Raw genomic sequence first — 20010 nt, 5'->3', positions numbered from 1 at the left:
CGAAGGTTATATGCCAAGTAGAAATCATCCTATTTCAATAAGCACATAAAAAAGCCCCTCTTTCTCTTAGAAGAAAGAGGGGCTTGAACGTTTCGAGAAAGCCCAACGTAGCTGGAAGTGAGAAGACGGAGAGGAGAATTCAGTGAAAGAGCGATAGCGTTCGCCTTTGAAATGGAGAAAATTCCGCTGGAAATTCAATCTTTTTCTCCATTTCAACATGCGACTGGAACGAATTCTCCTCGGAGTCTTCTCGCTTCCCACGCCTACGTGCCTTTCCCGAAACGCTAAGCACGTCTTGACGCGTTACTCACATGCACCCTGCGAAGTCCGCTCCAGATCGATCTGCGGATTCAGCGTAATCTCGAACGCCCGCCACCAGATGAAGTCCGGGTCGTCTTGCGGAAGCACGACGCCGGCATACTGCGCAAAGCGCCAGTCGCGCGAGTTCGGACCGGGTTCGCCCTGAGGAACGCCAAAGCGTCGAACCGCGCAGGTCGGAGCATCGGTGCCGATCCCGAAAGCAGGCGTCGCGGCCAATTCGGCGGTACGCGTCTGCATATCGGTACGCAGCAGCTGCACGAGGTAATCATAGTCCTGCGGCGTGTTGAAAATCTTCATGTTCTGATCGGCCGTCACGTTCGTATAAGGCGTACGAGCACGCGATTCCGTACGGATATTCGCGATCTCAATCGTTTTGTACGAGTAATCTTTCAGGAAACGCTTGAACAGCAGCGAGCCGTGCGCATCCAATGCGAGGCCGAGCGCCCGTTCCTGCGTTTCTTTTTTGAGGAAAAAGAAGCGGGATAGCGCCATGCCGAGCGACATGCCGATCTTATTGCCCGCCGTATTCCAAGCGCTATAGCCGAACAACGTGCCCGTGGCCGGAGAGTTCAGCAGTTCCGGGGTCACGACTACGCCTGCCGAGCCGCCGCGCGTGAAGTCCACGACCAGCGTCGGCAGCTTGGCCGCGCGGTTGTCTTCGATATGAGCAATCGCCGCACCGATCTGATCCTCGCTCGTCAACGCTACAAGTTCCAACTCGTAATCCGGATTCGATACCGAACGACCATCGCCCGTATACGTACCGCCCACGATGTCGATATGCCGCAGAATATTGGTATGCACATCCATGTATTCGTAAGTGTTCACGATCTCCGAGCCGTCACGACCGAAATAGCGAACGGCCACGACGGGTTTGACCGGCTGCGTCGAATCCTCCGCATGCAGCTTGGCTGCCATGCGTGCCATCAGGGAATGGCCGAGACCGTCGGCGTCCGGCAGGATGATCGCTCGATCCGGATTCTGTCCGCCGCTGCCGCTGAGCCAGGTATCGATATGGGCTTCGATCCAATCGATCTCGTTGGCCTGCACGCCTTGGGTCGAAGCATCATCCACGCCGAAAGCCACGAAATCCACGCCGGCATCGCGTACCAGAGCTTCCAGCACGTAACGGTTGGTTTTGAATTTATGTTGACGGGCATTGTAGTACGTTTGCTTGTCGAAATGAACGGTATCTTCATAATTCGTTCCGTCCGGCTGGAGATCGTAACCGCCGAGAATGGCATCGAATTCCGTTTGCGGAAGCCGGGGCTTCATCATGAGCGCCCGCGATTCGTTATAGGCTTCGATGCTGAGGCTTTCGGCCATCGTGGTCGTCGCCAACCGCATGACCGTATCCAGCAGGAAGATCGGCTTGTTCGGATAATCGCGTTTCAAACCGACAATGGTATCGAGCAGCGACGTCGTTTGCGGATCATAAGTCGGATAATCGGCTCCGCCGTCCGCACGAAGGCGTCGGCTGCCGATCAGGCCTCCGTAAGCCAACATATCGATCGAGATGATGAACCCGTCCGCTTCGGCCGCCTTGCTTTGCAAAAACTGCCCGGCCGCTGCCGGATCGCCGTAGACGGCTCCGCTTGTTCCGACCACCTCCGTGCCTACGATCTCCCCTGTGTCGTCCATTCGGTTGCGGATGATCGAAGCATTCGGCGTCACGACCTCCAGTCCTGCTGCATGTCCTTGTACAATCACGTCGTCGAGATTTGCCGGACGGTCGTCCAGCGGGATATATACGATCTTTTTCATCAGTATCGCTCCTTTGGCTTGGTTTGACGGAAGCGTGCCGAAACTCGCTGTTTTCCGCCGTTACTTGATAAGGAGAAACGGAGGGACGTTTTACAACCGTTCACCCAAATTTTTTTGTAAAATCCCCTATAATGCTAACTTGTCAACTCTTGATCAGAGGATTACGTTTGGCTGAAACGCACACGCTTTAGCTGCGTTTTAGACGGGCGCAACCTTACTTTTAGCGTTGACAAGCTACTACGATGTACGCCGCTTATTTCGCAATAGTTGTGCCTTTTTAGAAAATGGTTCTATCCAAATGGCAAAGGTTATAGTATAAATAATAAGAACAAGTGTTCTGGAAGTGATTCAAGAGGAGGAAAACAATAATGTCGGAAAACATTCAAAACTATCGTCGCGAGCTTCAACGAACCGCTTGGCGGGTCGCTTATCATCAGAGGGCACAGTATCGAAAAGAACGAATAGGCATTGAAGTCGAATATTTACGCGCCGAGGCGGAACCCGACTTGCGGGAAACAAGGCGCGAACTGGACGAATATATCGAGCTTATTCCTTTTGACAAAGGCAGGCAGATCATCGAATCGATATTTATCGAAGGCAGGACCGAAGCGGAAACGGCGGAGATGATGCGGATGAGCCAACAGGGGGTGAGCAAATGGAAGCGGAAATCGTTGGATCATCTGCGGCGGACGCTGAATTCGAGTTACTGTTAAAGCGTTCACGCGAAGGAGACCGGGAAGCGTTGCGCCGAATCGTCGAATTGTTGGAACCGGATATCGAGGAACTGAGCCGGCAGATGCGGATGGACCGCAGAGATGCCGCGCAGACGCTGCGCACGGAGTTGATCGGTTGGGTGTTGGGAAAATCAACAGTGAGGCAGATGGAATAGCGGATGTGCGAAAAGGCAGGCTTTTAAAATTTGATAGAAGTTATGCAATCAAATTGACACAGAAAAATGATCATGATATATTTAGCGGGCTAAATGTTTTGGATAAGGGAGGATAAGTCTTGGAGATTAGTCTTGACTGTGAGATTCGTATGTCCTTAGATAAAATTTCTGCTAAAATGCGCCGGGATTATAACGAGAATCTCAGGGAACTTAATCTTTACGTAGGCCAAGATAATTTACTTTCGCGCTTATGGACCAGTGACGGAATAACGCAAATGCAGTTATGCGAACATTTAAAATGTGAACCGCCTACTGTGACAAACATGGTTAAATCGCTGGAGCAAAACGGCTTCATCTTGCGTGTACGCGATAAAAAAGACGGAAGGGTTATGCGCATTTATTTAACGGATGAAGGAAAAAAGCTGGAAAAACCGGTGCGATCTAGATGGAAGCAACAGCAAGAGAAATTGCTGAACTCTATTTCGGATGAAGAGCGATTGATCATGAAAGACTTATTACAACGGATGGAGAAAAATTTGTATTGAATTTTTCTCGAAAAAATATTTAGCGGGCTAAATAAAATCCGAGTCGTACAAGGAGAATATATAGATGAATAACAGAGTATGCGAAGCATTGAATATAGATAAGCCGATTATACAGGGTCCCATGTCTTGGGTTACGAACGCTGAGTTTGTCGCGGCCGTAAGCAATGCGGGCGGATTGGGGTTTTTGGGACCTAATGCCGGACAAGTTGAGGTAACTCGCTCTCCTGAGATTAGTACGGAAAGAATGAAATTCGAGATAAGAAAAATAAAAGCCTTAACAAATAAGCCTTTTGGCATACCTTTGATTATCAATCGCGATTTGGATTATACGTGGCCGCTTATCAAAATAGTTATTGAAGAGAAAGTTCCTGTTGTTCTTATAAACGATGTGCTGGATGAAAGAATTTTTAAACCATTGAAAGAAAACGGCATTAAGATCGTTTATAGGCCTATTACTCCTACTATCCAGAATGCAAGGGCGGCAGAAGAATTCGGAGTAGATGTTTACGTGGCGACTGGATTTGACGAAGGCGGTACGGTTCCGGAACAAGTCATCGGAACGTTTTCGATTGTTCCTATGATTGTCGATGCCGTAAATGTTCCTGTATTGGCAGCGGGCGGCATCGGTGACGTTAGAGGCGTGCGTGCCGCATTTGCTTTAGGTGCTGAAGGTGTATTTGCCGGCAGCGTATTTATTCCGACAAAAGAAAATCCGACAGCCGAAAATGTAAAAAAGATGATTGTGGACGCTACGGCAGAAGATTTGCTAATGTTCCGTACCTTACCCGCATACTACCGTTCTTTACCCACTAAGTTGGCGAAAAAACTAGTCGAAATGGATGAACAAGGCGCCAGTCGCGAAGAAACGGCAAAACTTATGCGCGGATCGATCGGCATGCGGATCGGCATGCTAGAAGGCAATTTAGATGACGGCTATATTTCCGTGGGTACGGGAATCACGTCGATTAAAGAAATCAAGACGGTAAAAGAAGTGGTGGTTACTTTAATGCAAGACTTCAATTAAACAAACATATCCCAAGCGCTGTCTAGGGCGTGTACGCAAACTCCGCCGGGAGCAGATTGAGCTGAATTTTCGTTCTCGGCAAGGAATTTTTCCGAAGTCGTGCCGGGGCACGTCAAGGGAAAATGACGCCGCGGAGGGCGAAAAGACAGGTCAAGATGCACGGTGTTGAGTTTGCGTACACGCCCTAATCAAAACGAAAATAAATTAGGGGGATTAAGTTATGCCTGAAAAAAAACAAATGCTGCTTGGTTTAGGGTTTACAGGGGCATACGGTGCAAATGCTAAAGCTTGGAAAAGCGAAGGTGTCCATGTGACTACTTATCCAGATATTCATGCAGATATTCGTTATGCTCAACTTGCTGAAAAAGGTAAATTTCAATTTCTATTTGTAGGCGATTTCCCTGGAGCGATACCCGATGATAACAGGGAAGTGCCATCGATGACGCTTGAACCTATCATTACTGCCACTGCAATATTACAACAAACAAAACACATTGGTGTAGCGTCAACTGTACATACTCAGTGGAATAATCCTTTTACTTTGGCACGTCAATTCAAAGGGATAGATTTAATGAGTGGTGGACGTATTGCTTGGAATGCGGTTACGGGATCAAGTCCGAAGGTAGCAGAGAACTTTGGTGTAAAACTAATGGATAATAGATCACGTTATGAAAGTCATTACGAGTTCGTAGAAGCTGTACAGCACTTATGGGCAACATGGGGAAAAGATGCTCTAAAAGCCGATAAAGAAACCGGTGTATTTGCGGATTATAGCCAAGTAAAACCTGTTCATATATCCGGTAAATATATACAGGCAATTGGAGTTTTGCCCATTCCGCCTTCACCGCAAGGACAACCGGTCATTTTTCACTCTGGTGGATCTCCAAATAGTATTGCGTTTGCAGGACGCTATGCGAGTGCAATGATTGGTGAAGTGTGGACGATGGAACAAGGTATTGCTACAAGAAATGCACTACGCCAAGTTGCGATAGACGCGGGTCGAAATCCGGATGAGATTAAATTTATCGCAGGACTCATGCCGGTTGTTGCAAATTCCAAACGTGAAGCCATAGATCGTCACGCAAGTTTTATGGATGAAAAAACAATACAACAACGTGCATATCACATCGGAATGGTATTAGGAATCAGCTTAACCCCCGAAGATTTAGAGCGTCCGATCGCACCGGAACTTTTAGACAAGGTAAAGATCGGCCGTTACTCTGATCCTCGCGCCGAGAATGTTTTAAAGGTGGCGCGCGAAGGCTGGACATTACGCGATATCATTTATCATTCTGTGATTGATTACCATCCTGCAACATTAGGCGATGCAAAAGAAACTGCGGATTATCTAACCGAAATGTTTGAAAGCGGCGCGGCAGATGGCTTTTGGATACTACCGGATGCTTATGAAACCGACTTGAAACGTTTTGTGGAAGAAGTGGTCCCTATCTTACAGGAACGCGGTGTGTTCCATAAAGATTATGAGGGAGAGACATTAAGAGCAAATCTGGGTGTGCCCTATCAATATGGTGTAGATAAACGATTATCTTAATAGAAGCAATATAGAGCACAGGCTGATAATGGCCTGTGCTTCTTGAAATTTTACGCTGTTGTTGACGAAGAAGTAGAGGATTAGGTTTCTTTTTCAAGGCTGAAGGTCAGAAATTTATGTTTTACGATATCGATCAAGCGGAACGATTCGAGAATCTCGAATATTGATTGACGCCTACATTCCAGTTTGTTTTTCCGTGAAGCAGCGGTTAAAATTGATGTAGAGATGATAGAATGTTCTATCAAAAAAAGCGGTGATTCGTGTTCTTGTCAGTTCTCAACAGGATCGGGTCAGGGGGCCGGAAATGGAAAAGGAACAGATGCCCGCCAAACAAGCCAAGTTGAACGCGATTTTGGATGCGGCAACGTCGTTGTTGGTGGAAAGGCCGACGGCTTCGCTGAATGAAATCGCGACGCGCGCCGGGATCGGAATTGCCACGCTGCATCGCTATATCGAGAGCCGGGAACAATTGATGCTGCATCTGGGATTTCGGGCGATGGATGTGCTGCGGAAAGCTTTCGAATCGGTGGAAAAAGACGCGGTCAATCCGGAGCGATACATTCCCCGATTGATCGAGACGCTGATTCCGCTCGGGGATCGGATTTACTTTTTGACCCGAGATGCCACGATTGACGGTAATCCGGATATGGAGCATACGTACCGGGATATTCGCCAGCCTGTGCTGGAAAAGATCGAGCTGCTTCAGCAACAGCGGATTTTGCGGCAAGACTGCGATGCGGAGTGGATTTGGAGCGTAACGGAGTCGGTGCTTTTTCTGGCTTGGGAACGAATGGCCGGCGGTAACCTGACTCCAAGCGAGGCAGCTGCCTTAGTGGAAAGCACGGTACGCAGGGGTTTCGGAGCCGGCGAACGTCAATCATAACGAATATTCAGGGGAGGAATGGCGATGAGTATCGAAACGGGAGTCGGACGCATCACGATGACGGAGAAAGTGCTGCACAAGATCGTGGCCGGAGCGGTGGTAGACACGGAGGGCGTGGCGTTGGGAACAGGCGATTCCGCTGATCTGTCGGAGCGTTTGCGCGCGGCGGGAAAAAGCGGCCGAATACTGCTGAAGGTGCTCGAAGACGGCGTGGACGTCGAACTGCGCATCGATGTGCGCTTCGGCGAACGGATTCAGGAAGTATGCCGCGAGCTTCGCAGCAATGTGGAGACAAGCGTCGAAAAGCTGGCGGGAATGCCGGTCGTGGCGGTCTCGATCATCGTCGAAGGCTTGGTCGGAGCGCGGATGGATCGTTTTTAAAAGGATTCGGGGTTGAGCTTTTGCTTCTCGGGACACATAATAGACACAGAACCTTTTTACATGATCCGTATCGTGCATAAGGATCGTGGAACATGTATTTTACCCGGAAATGGAGCGTCAACCTTTGCGAACATTCAAAAAAGTGTATATCGAAATTACGAGCGTATGCAATCTGTCCTGCCACTTTTGTCCGCCGACGGAGCGTCAAGCCAAGTTTATCAAGCCGGAGACGTTCGAGCAGATTTTGGATAAGATCGACCCGCATACGAACCATATCTATTTGCATGTAAAAGGAGAACCGCTATTGCATCCGAAGATCGATCTGCTGCTGGATGCGGCGCACGAGCGCGGTTTGAAAGTCAATATCACCACCAACGGCACGCTGATCAAAAAGAACCGCGACAAGCTGCTCGGCAAGCCGGCGCTGCGCCAGATGAACTTCTCGCTGCACAGTTTCGACGGCCATGCGGGCTCGACGGATCGCGACGGTTATCTGAACGAGATTCTGTCGTTCGTGCGCGAGGCGTCCCGGGATGATGCGGCCAATAAGGTGCTGTTCTCGTTCCGGCTCTGGAATCTGACCGAGGACAATATGACCAACGCCGCACGCAGCCGCAACCGCGAGACGTTGGAGCTGATCGAGCGCGAATACAATTTGGATTACCGGATCGAGGAAAAGGTGGAACGGGGCAAAGGATTGAAAGTGTCCGGCAACGTTTATCTCAACCAGGATCATGAATTCCAATGGCCGAGTCTGAGCGCGCCGGAGGATGACGGAAAAGGCTTCTGTCACGCTCTGCGCAATCATGCGGCTATTCTGGTCGACGGCACAGTGGTGCCTTGCTGCCTGGACGGCGAAGGCGTGATGAAGCTCGGCAACGTGCTGGAGCAGGAGTTTTCCGAGATCGTGGAAAGCAAGCGCGCCAATGATATCGTGTACGGGTTCTCTCGCCGTGAGGCGGTTGAGGAGTTGTGCCGGAAGTGCGGGTATCGGACACGGTTTGGAGCGTGACTAGGCGCAGCGGGAGAAATTCGTGAAAGACGCTGTCTCACCCGGAAATTCAGGAACGGCATACATGCCGTTTCTGAATTTCCGGGTTCAAAGGCGTTTTTCACTGAATTTCTCCCTCCGCTGGGTACGCTCGTTTTTTTAGAAGTAAGGAAGTTCAAAAGATTAAACCGCTCGAAGGGCGGTTTTTTGTTGTATCTGAATACATAAACAAAATATATAAACAAAAAGGAGCGGAAAGATGGAGCGGAAAGTGATTTTGGAGTTGATGACGGAGGAAGAGTTCGGTGTGTATCGGGCGCGTTCGGTCGTGGAGTATGCGGAGGATAAGGTTAAGGCGGGGAGTTGGACGGAAGAGGAAGCGTTGGAGCTTTCGGAAGAGACGTATCGGAAGTATTTGCCGGACGGGATACATAGCAAAGAGCAATATTTATATGTTGTGCGCCAAGAAGGACAGCAGGCGAGCGTCGGTTATGTTTGGCTTGATGTTTCGGATAAGCCGACGGGAGTGCGGGCTTTTTTGTATGACATTATCATTGAAGACGAGTATCGGGGCCAAGGGTTCGGGCAGGCGGCGATGAAGGCGTTGGATGACACGGCGCGTTCGCTCGGAGCGGCGACGATCGGGTTGCACGTGTTCGGTCATAACCAGACGGCGCTGCATGTGTATCAGAAAGCCGGATATGCGATTACGGATTATACGATGGCTAAAAAGCTGTGAAAAAACAGCCAGCATTTTGTGATTGATCCTGAGCCTCGGCGGGTCAAGCGGGATGGCGGCGCAGCCCTCGGCGGATGAACAACATGCGTTTGGAGGATGCCGATCGGCGTCGTTCCGACCGCTGCAAGCTCCGGTGCGAATTCGCAAGAGGGCGAAGACGAGGCGAAAAGATTGCAGCGGCACGGTCGTATGTAGTTTTAACGGATCGAGATAACGCTTAGAAGCTGTTTTGAGCAGTTTGAAAATTCTAACGGATTCAGATGACGCTTAGAGCAGGAATTGGCTTGATTTTGTTGGAAAAAGCGGGGAAATGAGCACCTAACGGCAATACGATCCGTTAAAATCGCGAAGAGGTTTGATTTCGGCTTCTAAGGGACATAGAATCCGTTAGCCGAGCCGACGGATTTTATCGGTCGCATTCACAAATCCGAGTCATTCGCTTTGCTTTGCGGGTATTTTTTTCTCTATAATAGAGAGAAAGAAATCGTACAGCGGAAAAGCGGAAGGGATGAGCGGAATTGAGGAAAAAAGCGATAGACGCATTTGTCAGAAACGAACGTGAAGCGAAGCTTGTAGCGTGGGCCGATCGACTGGCCGAACGTTTTGCGGAACGGGCCGCCAAGCACGACCAGGAAGGTTCGTTTCCGTTCGAAAACTTCGAAGAGCTGAAAGCGGCCGGATATGCCAAGCTGACGCTGTCCGAGGAGCAGGGCGGCGACGGCGCATCGTTGTACGAATGGCTGTTGGTGCAAGAGCGGATCGCGCGCGGCGACGGTTCGACGGCGCTCAGCGCGGGCTGGCACGGCGGGATGATGCTGCATTACCGGGAGACGGATATCTGGCCGGAGCCGAGCTACTCAAAATTTTGCCGGGATGCGGCGGGTTCGGGAGCGATGATCAACAAGTTCGCCAGCGAACGCGCGACCGGAAGTCCGACGCGCGGCGGTCGCCCGCAGACGACGGCGGTTCGCGTTGAAGGCGGCTGGAAGCTGAGCGGGCGTAAAACGTACAGTACGCTTAGTCCGCTGCTGACGGATTATATCGTGAGCGCGGGTATTGAGAATTCACCGGAAGTCGGAGATTTCATTGTTCGCCTGGGAGGCGAAGCCGACGAACCGGCATACGCGGCCGGATCTCCGTTCGATGCGGACGGAACGTCGTTGCCGGAGCTTGAGGAAATCGTGCGCCGCGCGCAAGCTTCCGAGCGGCGTGCGGCCGAGCTTCGCTCTGCGGCAGGCGTGACCTTGGAAGAAACCTGGGATACGCTCGGCATGCGGGCAACAGGCAGTCACGATATTGTGCTTAATGAGGTCTTTGTACCGGATGAGCAGGTGATGGGAATCTACGCGCCCGGAGAAAAAAAAGGCGGCGTGGACGACGGAGACGGCTGGATGCTGCATATTCCGGCCTGCTACTTGGGCATTGCTTACGCTGCGCGCGATTATGCCCTGAATTTTGCCAAAAACTATACGCCGAACAGCTTGAAGGAGCCGATCGCGACGCTTCCTCATATTCGCCAATGGATCGGACAGATAGATAGCGAGCTGCGCCTGGCCCGTACGGCTCTGTACGATATTGCCGATCGCTGGGATCGGCTGCCCGATGAACGCGCGACGATGCGGCCGGAATTCGGCTGGGTCAAATACAATGCGACCCATCTTGCCGCGCAAGTCGTCGATAAAGCAATGAAGATCGTGGGCGGAGCCAGCTTGTCGAGAAGCGTGCCGTTGGAGCGGTATTATCGGGACGTGCGGGCGGGTTTGCATAATCCGCCGATGGAAGATGCGGTTCTTCAATCGTTGGCACGGACGGCTTTGGACGAATAAGCTTGGAATCTTCGATCGGCTTTTTCGAACAGGAAATTTGGCTTCACGACAGAAGACCTGGCTTTTTGCAGACCTTCTCCAAGATCCAAGACTTTGCGCCTAAGACCCGACCGCTCTTGCGGCGGGTTTTTTTGCGTGGCGAATTCTGGTAGAATAGAGCTTAAGTAATACGGGAACACGCATTCGCTTTTTTGGATAAGATACTCTTGACCAGGCAAGATCATACGGAGTCGAATTGCGAGGGAGGAACAACGATGAAGCTGACCGCATTGGTCAAAAGTCCGGGTCGCAAGCGCGGGATAGCCGGGCGCGAGCTGGACTTGCCCGGCATGCCGCGCACATTGCGCGAGTTGATCGAACAAATCGTACGACTGACGGTAAGTGAATACGAAGAACGGCGCACGGGCGACGATCTGCTTCGGGCGCTAACCGAGCAGCAGATCGACAGTGGCGCAAAGGACGGGAAAGTCGGCTTTGAGGCGATTTACGGTGAGCAGCCGGTTAATGAGGATTCGGCTGTAGCGGCTGCGCTATTGGGCTTTGAGGATGGTTTGTATCGGGTTTTTGTGCGTCAGGAAGAAGTCACCGGATTGGATGCTCCGTTAACACTGGCAGACGGCGACGAAGTTGTGTTCATGCGCTTTACGATGCTGACGGGCGGGCTATGGGGCAGGTAATCTGAATCGCGCATCGCATAGGGCGAATCAAAACTTAGGGAGGCGAACGAAAGATGAACGAAGAGTTGCAGCAGAAGCGGGAAGAGCAGTATTTTGAAACGCTGAAAGAACGCGCAGGCAAAATGGGAGGCCCGGAGGCATCGATTGCGGCCTGCCTGTTGGAGATTGCGGAGTACGGTTACGTGAATGAGCATTACGAGCCCGTGCAGCGAATGCGCCAACTGTTGGGCGACGCATCCAAAACGCAGCCGCATGCCTTATTGAAGCCGCTGGAACAAGCCGTTTTTGCATTGGCCGGAGAAGCGATCTCTTCGCGGGCGAAGCGAATGATCGATCAGGCCGCCGAATATCCGTATGCCAACGGGTATATGCGACGTCCGTTCCGCACTTCTGAGCCGTCTGTGCATGTGGTTCGCGTTCTGACGAAGATCGTCGGCTTGTTATGGATGGAAGCGGCAGGCTTTACGTTGGAGAAGTACCTGACGGAGCGCGAATATTCGAATGCCCATACGAGCAATTTTTATCGCGTCAGCCATGTTCTGCCCGATCTGATCGCTCAGCAGCTGGACGACCATGATCCGACAGTCGAAGCGGCACTGAGAGACATTATTCTCGGCGAGAACCAGACTGCATTGCTTACCCGGCAGATGATTTCCGGCATGCTGATGAGTCACCGATCCGATATGCACGCGCTGGTGGGGGATCTGCTGATCGCCGCGCGCCTGCAGGAAGGACTGCGCCAATCGATCGTGGAAAGCATGGACTTCGGCACGGCAGAGGCTTTTGCTTATTTGCTCAAATTGATTCTGGATAACGGATTCGTTCGGTACGCTTCGATCGTGCGCGCCGCCGCCGTATGGACGGGAATGCCGTTTGACGTGTCCGACGAACGAGCGGTCGCCAAGATGCTGGAAAAGATCTACTCGGGAATGAACGATGCCAAGCTGCGCGAGGAATGGTTGGATTCGAGCAACGCTCAGGACGTGTTCGTCGGGCTGTTCACCCAGGGGCTGATCGAAGAAAGCGAGCTTCCGGCGCGCGTGAACCGCATCATGGAAAACGGACCGCATTATCGCAAAGTAGCGGCGCAATACGTGATTTCCATGAGCCAATACGAACATTTCAAATATGTCTCGGCGCTGCATGTTCTGCTCGGCGGCGAGCGCGATCCCGAGCTGCTGTATTGGATGATGAACAACTATACATACGATTACGCCTTGGAGTGGATAAGCGAAGACGAAGAAAATGAATCCATTTCTTGGATGGAAAATGAGCGGAGAAAACTGAAGGTCCATCGCGCTCCCGGTCTCGACGACAAAGAAGCGCGCCGCGAGCAGTTTGAAGCTTTGGCCTCGGTGCTCAGCGATGGGCTGACCAAGCCGATCAGCAAAAAGTCGGGTGCGCTCGACTTCTTGTCCTACACTTACGACCCTGCGGGAATCCTGCGCAAAATGATGTATCTGACGGCGTACGACATGGATCGCGAATGGGTATCCCGCCTGATCGACTTGTCTCCTCTGATGAATGCCGACCGCCGCAATGATTTATTAAAATTCTTCTTGGTCCATCCGGAAGAAGTGAAGCAGCGGGAGTTCATTTTCTCCATGCTGTCGGATAAAAACATGCATAACCGCGAAACGGCTTTGAAACGCGCTCGCGGCCTCGATTTGAGCGATTCCGAGCTGCAGCGGGTCGAAGCGCTGCTGAAGCTCAAAACAGGATCGCTCCGTCAAAGCGCGATCGGCCTGTTGTTGAGCCAACCGCAGGCTTCGCTCGAAAACGCTCTGGACCGCTTGCTCGGCGCGAAAACCGAACTTCAGCGTCTGGCCGGCTTGGAACTGCTGACCGAGCTGTCGGCTGACGAGGAGCGCGCGGAGGACTATGAGCGATTGCTGCCGCTGGCGCAAAAAGTGAGCGATCCGACGCCGAAAGAATCGCAATTGCTTAAAAAGTTGGACTCTCCGGGCACGCGCAGCGAATACTCGGCGGCCAAAGGATTCGGGTTGTATGATCCCGACGCGACCGAAGAGTGGCTGATGCAGCCGGGCGGCGAACAGGCGGATTTCGATCGGGTTTTTTCGTTGGACGAGGAGAGGGCGGCCGGGTTCATTCGCGGGTTGGACGAATTGGTGCACAGCTTGCGAGATACGGAGTACGAAGTGCAATATTACGCGGGTTCCAAAGAGAAGCTGCTGCTCGGCACCGAGCTTCGCCAGACGGCTTACAACACGGGTTCGAACATTCCGATGCTGGAACCGGATTATGCCCGGGACCCTGCGCTGGAACTGTACCCGTTGGCCGAAAAATGGTCGGCTTACCTGGAAAACAGCGGATTCGGAGCGGAAGAGCTGCTGAACCTGTACATGATCGTGGAAACCAAGGAATTGTCGGGAACGCTGGACGACTTCTACAGCGAATTTTCCGATTATTACGATTATCAGAAAATGCAGCGGATTCGTCTGCTCGACGGCTGGCGGGAAGAATTCGTTTCGGGTCTGTACCCGCTCGAACGGTTGAAAAATCTGTGGAAAGTGTTGGACAAGTGCCGTTACGCGGATGCCGTTTGCACGCTGATCGGCGCCTTTTACGCGGACGCTGCCCCGGCACCTGTTTTCGAGACGGCGGCTTCCGCCATGGAACGGCTTTTGGCGGAGTTTCCGGAGCAAGCGCCGCAAAAAGAAAAGCCGGTTTGGGCGGCGCTTGCGGGCGACTGGATGATCGTCCTGCGCCGGAGCGTGCACGACGATGCGTCGTTCAAACGTTACGTATCGCTGTGTTACCGTTACGACCGCAGACAACAGGAATTCGATGCGGTCCATTTCCGTTCGATGCTGGATATCCGAATGGTTTTCAAAGCGCATACGCTTGGCTTCATCGGCGACAACGAGGTGTACAAGCAGCTTTTGGGCGAAAATGCCAATTACATGATGCGCCATCTGACGAGCCATCCGCCCGAAGAGCTGGAGCGAAGCGAATCGCTGCAAGCGATCATGGCGTCCATCGTGGGCCGTCTGCTGGAGATCGAGCTGGCGCGCGGCGATCTGGCAACCGAAGCGACTCCGCTGACGATGGCTTTACAGCGAATCGAAGGCTTGGATGCTTTTATCCGCATTCTGGTCAGTCTCGGCGGGGAAACGTTCGTGCGGGGGTATATTTACGGTTACGGCGACAACCAGACGAAAAAGGAATCGCTCAGCCACCTGCTTAAGGTCTGCCATCCGGCGGAAGGCGACGACTCGGCCGCGCTTGCGCAAAAGCTCGAAGGCACGGGAATTTCGGAGCAGCGTTTGCTCGAAGCCGCCATGTATGCCCCGCAGTGGATCGAGATCGTATCGGCGCACCTGAATTGGCCGGGACTGCGCAGCGCCGCCTGGTATTTCCATGCGCATATCAACGAAAGCTTCTCGGCGGAAAAAGAAACGATCGTCGCGCATTATTCGCCGATTACGCCTCAAGAGTTCAACGACGGGGCGTTCGACGTGCAATGGTTCGAGGAAGCGTATCAGGAGATCGGAGCCGAACGCTTCAAGCTGCTGTACGATTGCGCCAAGTATATCTCGGGCGGCGCGAACCACCGTCGGTCGCAGCTGTTTGCCGATGCGGTATTAGGCAAGCTGAAGCTGGAAGATACGCGCAAGCAGGTGGAATCCAAGCGCGGCAAAGACCAACTTCTGGCGTACAGCCTGATTCCGCTCGCGAAAAAACGGGAGCCGGATCTGCGCGGACGTTACGATTTCATTCAGAAGTTCCTGCTCGAAAGCCGTCAGTTCGGTGCGCAGCGCCGTGCCAGTGAAGGAGCGGCGGGTCAGATCGCGCTCGGCAATCTGGCGAGAAGCGCGGGCTATGCGGACTCGACCCGTTTGCAATGGGATATGGAAGCGGGCAAGATGGACGAGCTTAAGGTCTATACGGAGCTGCACCAGGTCGACGACGTCGAAGTGAAGTTGGCGATCAACGACCGCGGCCTGCCTGAGATCGAGGTGACGAAGGGAGGAAAAGCACTCAAGTCCGTCCCTTCGCGCCTGAACAAAAACGAGCATATCGTACGCTTAAAAGAGGTCAAAACCGAGTTGACCGAACAGAATCGCCGCTTTGTGCGAGAGTTGGAGCGTTCAATGGAGAACGGAGCGGTCTTCCGCCTTGGCGAGCTGGTGAAGTTGTGCGGCAATCCGGTCGTGGCGCCTCTGCTTGCCGGGCTGGTCTTCCGGGTTAAAGAAGATTCACCGACGAAGCCGACGTTGGGATATTTCCGCGAGCAAGAGCGTTCGCTCGTCGATATCGAAAGCCGAGAAGGCACGCCGTTGGCCGAAGATGCGGAATTGGTTATCGCGCATCCGGTTGATCTGCATGCAAGCGGACAGTGGCATTTGTTCCAACGCGACTTTATCGAACGCAATCTGCAAGCGGAAGCGACTGGACGATTTGCTCCTTCGAAGCAGCCGTTCAAACAGATTTTCCGCGAACTGTACTTGCCGAACGCGGACGAAAAAGCTGCGGGAACGTCGTCTTCGCGTTATGCTGGGCATCAGGTACAGCCGAGCAAGACCGTTGCCCTGCTGCGCGGACGCGGCTGGACGGTCAGCTACGAAGAAGGTCTTCAAAAGGTCGATTATACCCATAACGTGATCGCGACGCTGTATGCGATGGCGGATTGGTTCTCGCCTGCTGATACGGAAGCGCCGACGCTGGAAACGATCCACTTTTCGGACCGCCGTACGCATAAACCCATGGCTTTGACCGACGTGCCTCCGACGTTGTTCTCCGAAATCATGCGGGACGTCGATCTTGTAGTGAGCGTGGCCCATGTAGGCGGCGTCGATCCGGAGGCGAGTCTGACGACGGTTGAATTGCGGACGGCTATCGTGCGCGAATCGCTGTCTCTGCTTCGTATCGAAAACGTGCGGCTGGAAGGAAGCTATGCGCGCGTCGACGGAACGCTCGGCGAATACGCGGTGCATCTGGGCAGCGGAGTCGCCTATAAGCAGGCGACGGGCGCGCTTAATATTATTCCGGTGCATGCGGGTCAGCGCGGTCGTTTCTTCCTGCCGTTCCTGGACGAAGATCCGCGCACGGCGGAGATTTTGTCGAAGATCGTGTTATTGGCGGAGGATACGAAGATTAAGGACCCACAAATATTGGAGCAGATAAAAGGGTGAGGCGTTGACGGCGGCAGTTCCTATTCAGGTGGGTTGAAGCTGGATCGGCTGCGGGAGAAATTCGTTCAAGCTGCTGTCTCGCCCGGAAATTCGGAATCGTCATATATGCCGATTCCGAATTTCCGAGCTCAAAGGCGTCTTTCGCTGAATTTCTCCCTCCGCCTGGAGCTTCAAGGAATAGGAAAATCGTGAAGCGCTCACCGGGGGGTGGAGGGAAAATAGCCTAGTTGAAGACTCGGATGAATGGAGTGTTCAGCAAGGCTTTTTCTGTATCCAAAAGCTTGAAAATTTCTAGGGCATGTTTTCAAATCTCGTACTCGTTTTAACCCCCGTTTCAAATTCAGTCTAAGAGTTCCTGAAATTTGGATATATTCGCGAATTTACAGGAAATGTTGACGTAGCGTCAACAAATTTGCTCTTTATTCGATGATTCGAACCAAGATGCTGACGTTTGGTCAACAATTTATGAGATATAGGCCAGAACAATGAGAAAAACGCTGAAAATGCTGACTTTTCGTCAACACTTGCACGCATATCCTTTTTTTAGCCTCGAACTGTTGACGTTTAGTCAAGATTTGATCGATGCATCGGCTTCCATCGAGGCTTGAAAACACTCGCTAGTAGCTTGTTTCAAGTAAGCCTATATTAAATACTGGCTACTGGGTGGTATGGATGTAAGCGGAAAGGTCTTGTTTGGACAAGGACAGCAACCGATCGATCCAGGCTTCCAGAGTTTGCTGCTTAATGAACGGGTCTCCGCCTATAGGCAAGAGGACATAGCGGTCTTGGGGAGGGAGTAGCGGGATTAGCGGGAAAAGAAGTTCGTCGGCGGCAAAGTCCTGGCGCGGGTAATAGACGATGATCTCTTCTTGGTTGTGGGTATGCACGACCAAGAACTGAAATTCCAGATCGCCGCGCAATACTTCGGCATGGCCGCGGATGTTGGGATGACCGAGAACGTGGTTGCCTTTAAGTTTTCGCAATTGATATAAAAATCCGTCGAATTGCGCTTGAGTCAGGTGGTAGTCGGCGAAGACGTAGGTTTCGAAAGGTTTGTTCGGGTTGGTCTCCAGCGTCTCTAGGTTTACAATGAAGTCAGCACCTTTTCGCAGGATCGGATTTAGATGATCGGCTTGCCACATCTGGCCTTCGTAGGGGGCGAGCAGGGAGTGGACCAGATAATCCATGTTGCTGTGGTCCAGATCGGAGCCGTAGGTGATGACTAATTTTCGGTTGCGGGCGCGTGGGGAATCAGTAATGGAAATCGCTCCTTTTTAATAAGGGTCTCTGAGGTATTAGACGCCCCATAAGGAAAAAAGGTTACGGAAGAAGTTACCCGTACATTGTTTCCGTTTCTATGATGGCTTTACGTTTCAACGGGCGTAACCTTACATTCATTTGGGACAAAGTATGAGTAATTTTCGTAAAATACTGACCTGTCGCCCCGCTTCCGGGGTAATCATAGTTAGAGGCTGACCGTTCGGCGCAGCGCCGGAGGGCAGCGAGCGATCACGGAAGGAGAGTGCCGGCATGGCAAAAACGATTATGGGAAAAGTTCGTTCGAACACACAGGGAGAGGGCGGAGCAACGCTCGGCACCTATTTGTTCGATTGTTTGAAAAAAGAAGGCGTGACCGAAGTGTTCGGCGTTCCGGGCGATTACAATTTCACGCTGCTTGATACGTTGGAAGAATATGAAGGGGTCAAAATGGTTCCGGCCCGCAACGAGCTGAACGGCGGTTACGCGGCGGACGGTTATGCAAGAGTCAAAGGTCTCGCCGCGCTCATCACGACGTTCGGCGTAGGCGAGTTGAGCGCGGTCAATGCGATCGCGGGCGCCTATAGCGAGAACGTGCCGATCATTCATATCGTCGGATCGCCGAAGTCCCAGAAGCAAAAGCAGCAGAAGCTGATGCACCATACGCTGATGGACGGCGACTTCGACGCGTTCCGCCGCGTATACGAGCCGATCTCCGCCTATACGGCGATTCTGACGCCGGATAACGCGATGGCCGAGATTCCCAAAGCCATATCTATTGCCAAACGAACCAAAAAGCCGGTTTATCTATCGGTCGCGTTGGATCTCGTGCAGCAGCCGTTGGCAATGAAAGCACCGAAGCTCGAAGAACCGAAAACCAACGAGTCCTCGTTAAAATCAGCTTCCAAACATGCGCGCAAACTGCTGAAATCGGCGAAACAAGTCTTATTGCTCAGCGATACTCAGGTGAAAAGTTGGAAATGGGAGCCGTTGGTGCGTGCGTTGGTCGAACAAATGCGGATTCCGGTCGCGTCGACGATCATGGGCAAGGGCGGGTTCGACGAAAGTCATCCGAACCATATTGGCACGTATGGAGGCAAAACGGGGAACGAAAGTGTTCGCGACGCGGTAGACGGAGCCGACTGCCTGATTATCGCGGGTTACGTTCCATCGGATACCAACCTGGGCGGCGAAGGAACAGAGCCGAATCCGAAAAAAACAATCGTGATCCATCCGGAATCTACAATTATCGGCGGGCAGGCTTATGCGGACATCCGCGGCGAAGACATGCTGCGCGAGCTGACGGCTTTGGGTTTGACGGCGGAACTGCCCGTGCCTGCCGCAGACCGTCCGTATAATAGCGGCACGCAGCTGGACGGCAGCCATCCGTTAAAAGCGAAGGAGTATTACCCGTTGATCCAGCGTCTGCTGCAACCGGGCGATATCGTCATTGCGGAGACGGGAACGCTCGCTTACGGGCTCTCGCAGGTTCAGCTTCCGCAGGGAGCGACCTATATTGCGCAAGGCGGCTGGCAAAGTATCGGATATGCCACTCCTGCTGCGCTCGGGGCATGCATAGCGACGCCAAAGCGCCGAGTCCTGTTGTTCACGGGCGACGGATCGCTCCAGATGACGGTGCAGGAACTCAGCTCCATGATGGCATACGGCTGCAAGCCGATCATTTTCGTGCTGAACAACCGCGGGTATACGATCGAGAAGCATTTGAATTTCCGTACCCCGCCTTATCAGCAGACGTATAACGAGATCCCGGGCTGGAATTATCTGAAGCTGATCGAAGCGTTCGGCGGCCATGCCTATACCGAGCGCGTTCGTACGATCGGGGAGCTGGCACGGGCGTTCCGAGATGCCGAGCTGCAACGTTCGGACAAGTTGTGCCTGATCGAGATGGTCGTTCCGGACGATATGGACGCTCCCGAATATTTGCGGCAGGTGAGTCAAGAGATGGAAAAACAAGAGAATTCGTAATTGATTTGCCGAGAAATAG

General features: G+C 52.5%; 15 protein-coding genes. 13 read left to right on the top strand and 2 right to left on the bottom strand.

Going from position 1 to position 20010, the window contains the following annotated elements; all coding sequences use genetic code 11:
• Nucleotides 1–303 precede the first annotated feature (303 nt).
• Nucleotides 304–2085: a DUF4127 family protein gene (locus tag SACSAC_RS05380; RefSeq protein WP_037284226.1), complete on the bottom strand. Its 1782-nt coding sequence runs from the start codon at nt 2083–2085 to the stop codon at nt 304–306.
• 368 nt (nt 2086–2453) lie between these two features.
• Here SACSAC_RS05380 and SACSAC_RS05375 point away from each other — a divergent pair, with 368 nt between their 5' ends.
• The 12 genes from SACSAC_RS05375 to SACSAC_RS05320 all read left to right on the top strand — a co-directional run bounded on the left by SACSAC_RS05375 (nt 2454) and on the right by SACSAC_RS05320 (nt 16748).
• Complete coding sequence (locus tag SACSAC_RS05375; RefSeq protein WP_037284224.1) at nt 2454–2798, top strand: sigma factor-like helix-turn-helix DNA-binding protein; 345 nt, start codon at nt 2454–2456, stop codon at nt 2796–2798.
• Nucleotides 2741–2974 carry a hypothetical protein gene (locus tag SACSAC_RS27485; RefSeq protein ID WP_037284221.1) on the top strand — a complete coding sequence of 78 codons (234 nt, stop codon included), beginning with the start codon at nt 2741–2743 and terminating at the stop codon, nt 2972–2974. The genes SACSAC_RS05375 and SACSAC_RS27485 overlap by 58 nt, the downstream gene beginning before the upstream one ends.
• Nucleotides 2975–3093: 119 nt before the next feature.
• Nucleotides 3094–3519, top strand: coding sequence for a MarR family winged helix-turn-helix transcriptional regulator (locus SACSAC_RS05365; RefSeq protein ID WP_037284218.1), 426 nt, complete (start codon nt 3094–3096; stop codon nt 3517–3519).
• Nucleotides 3520–3583: 64 nt separating this feature from the next.
• Nucleotides 3584–4543, top strand: coding sequence for an NAD(P)H-dependent flavin oxidoreductase (locus SACSAC_RS05360; RefSeq protein ID WP_037284215.1), 960 nt, complete (start codon nt 3584–3586; stop codon nt 4541–4543).
• A 220-nt stretch (nt 4544–4763) separates the two neighbouring features.
• Nucleotides 4764–6095: an NtaA/DmoA family FMN-dependent monooxygenase gene (locus tag SACSAC_RS05355; protein WP_037284212.1), complete on the top strand. Its 1332-nt coding sequence runs from the start codon at nt 4764–4766 to the stop codon at nt 6093–6095.
• Between the two features lie 304 nt (nt 6096–6399).
• The gene (locus SACSAC_RS05350; RefSeq protein ID WP_037284209.1) at nt 6400–6978 is read left to right on the top strand and encodes a TetR/AcrR family transcriptional regulator; all 579 of its coding nucleotides are present in this window, start codon (nt 6400–6402) and stop codon (nt 6976–6978) included.
• A 24-nt stretch (nt 6979–7002) separates the two neighbouring features.
• The gene (locus SACSAC_RS05345) at nt 7003–7359 is read left to right on the top strand and encodes an Asp23/Gls24 family envelope stress response protein (protein WP_037284206.1); all 357 of its coding nucleotides are present in this window, start codon (nt 7003–7005) and stop codon (nt 7357–7359) included.
• Between the two features lie 124 nt (nt 7360–7483).
• Complete coding sequence (locus SACSAC_RS05340; RefSeq protein WP_037284205.1) at nt 7484–8371, top strand: radical SAM/SPASM domain-containing protein; 888 nt, start codon at nt 7484–7486, stop codon at nt 8369–8371.
• A 238-nt stretch (nt 8372–8609) separates the two neighbouring features.
• Nucleotides 8610–9089, top strand: coding sequence for a GNAT family N-acetyltransferase (locus SACSAC_RS05335; RefSeq protein ID WP_037284202.1), 480 nt, complete (start codon nt 8610–8612; stop codon nt 9087–9089).
• Nucleotides 9090–9607: 518 nt separating this feature from the next.
• Nucleotides 9608–10915 carry an acyl-CoA dehydrogenase family protein gene (locus SACSAC_RS05330; protein WP_037284199.1) on the top strand — a complete coding sequence of 436 codons (1308 nt, stop codon included), beginning with the start codon at nt 9608–9610 and terminating at the stop codon, nt 10913–10915.
• Between the two features lie 254 nt (nt 10916–11169).
• A complete protein-coding gene (locus SACSAC_RS05325; protein WP_037284196.1) occupies nt 11170–11592 on the top strand; it encodes a hypothetical protein in 423 nt (140 codons plus the stop codon).
• Nucleotides 11593–11645: 53 nt separating this feature from the next.
• Complete coding sequence (locus tag SACSAC_RS05320; RefSeq protein ID WP_037284192.1) at nt 11646–16748, top strand: DUF4132 domain-containing protein; 5103 nt, start codon at nt 11646–11648, stop codon at nt 16746–16748.
• Nucleotides 16749–17404: 656 nt separating this feature from the next.
• On the opposite strand, the gene SACSAC_RS26840 is transcribed toward SACSAC_RS05320, so the two are convergent.
• On the bottom strand, nt 17405–17935 hold the full coding sequence (locus tag SACSAC_RS26840) for a hypothetical protein (RefSeq protein WP_051506890.1): 531 nt from the start codon (nt 17933–17935) through the stop codon (nt 17405–17407).
• Nucleotides 17936–18278: 343 nt separating this feature from the next.
• Between SACSAC_RS26840 and SACSAC_RS05310 the strand changes: the two genes are divergently transcribed.
• Entirely contained in the window at nt 18279–19991 is a 1713-nt protein-coding gene (locus SACSAC_RS05310) for an alpha-keto acid decarboxylase family protein (protein WP_037284189.1), read from the top strand.
• Nucleotides 19992–20010: the final 19 nt, after the last annotated feature.

Source organism: Saccharibacillus sacchari DSM 19268 (assembly GCF_000585395.1).
GTDB lineage: Bacteria > Bacillota > Bacilli > Paenibacillales > Paenibacillaceae > Saccharibacillus > Saccharibacillus sacchari.
The sequence above is the reverse complement of the archived record's forward strand: the minus strand, read 5'-3'. Positions and strand labels throughout refer to the sequence as shown.

Excerpts from the sequence above, each read along its gene's own strand:
- SACSAC_RS05380 (WP_037284226.1), bottom strand. The coding sequence starts at position 2,085 with ATGAAAAAGATCGTATATATCCCGCTGGACGACCGTCCGGCAAATCTC.
- SACSAC_RS05325 (WP_037284196.1), top strand. The coding sequence starts at position 11,170 with ATGAAGCTGACCGCATTGGTCAAAAGTCCGGGTCGCAAGCGCGGGATA.
- SACSAC_RS05320 (WP_037284192.1), top strand. The coding sequence starts at position 11,646 with ATGAACGAAGAGTTGCAGCAGAAGCGGGAAGAGCAGTATTTTGAAACG.
- SACSAC_RS26840 (WP_051506890.1), bottom strand. The coding sequence starts at position 17,935 with ATGGATTATCTGGTCCACTCCCTGCTCGCCCCCTACGAAGGCCAGATG.
- SACSAC_RS05350 (WP_037284209.1), top strand. The coding sequence starts at position 6,400 with ATGGAAAAGGAACAGATGCCCGCCAAACAAGCCAAGTTGAACGCGATT.
- SACSAC_RS27485 (WP_037284221.1), top strand. The coding sequence starts at position 2,741 with ATGGAAGCGGAAATCGTTGGATCATCTGCGGCGGACGCTGAATTCGAG.
- SACSAC_RS05355 (WP_037284212.1), top strand. The coding sequence starts at position 4,764 with ATGCCTGAAAAAAAACAAATGCTGCTTGGTTTAGGGTTTACAGGGGCA.
- SACSAC_RS05335 (WP_037284202.1), top strand. The coding sequence starts at position 8,610 with ATGGAGCGGAAAGTGATTTTGGAGTTGATGACGGAGGAAGAGTTCGGT.
- SACSAC_RS05375 (WP_037284224.1), top strand. The coding sequence starts at position 2,454 with ATGTCGGAAAACATTCAAAACTATCGTCGCGAGCTTCAACGAACCGCT.
- SACSAC_RS05310 (WP_037284189.1), top strand. The coding sequence starts at position 18,279 with ATGGCAAAAACGATTATGGGAAAAGTTCGTTCGAACACACAGGGAGAG.
- SACSAC_RS05360 (WP_037284215.1), top strand. The coding sequence starts at position 3,584 with ATGAATAACAGAGTATGCGAAGCATTGAATATAGATAAGCCGATTATA.
- SACSAC_RS05345 (WP_037284206.1), top strand. The coding sequence starts at position 7,003 with ATGAGTATCGAAACGGGAGTCGGACGCATCACGATGACGGAGAAAGTG.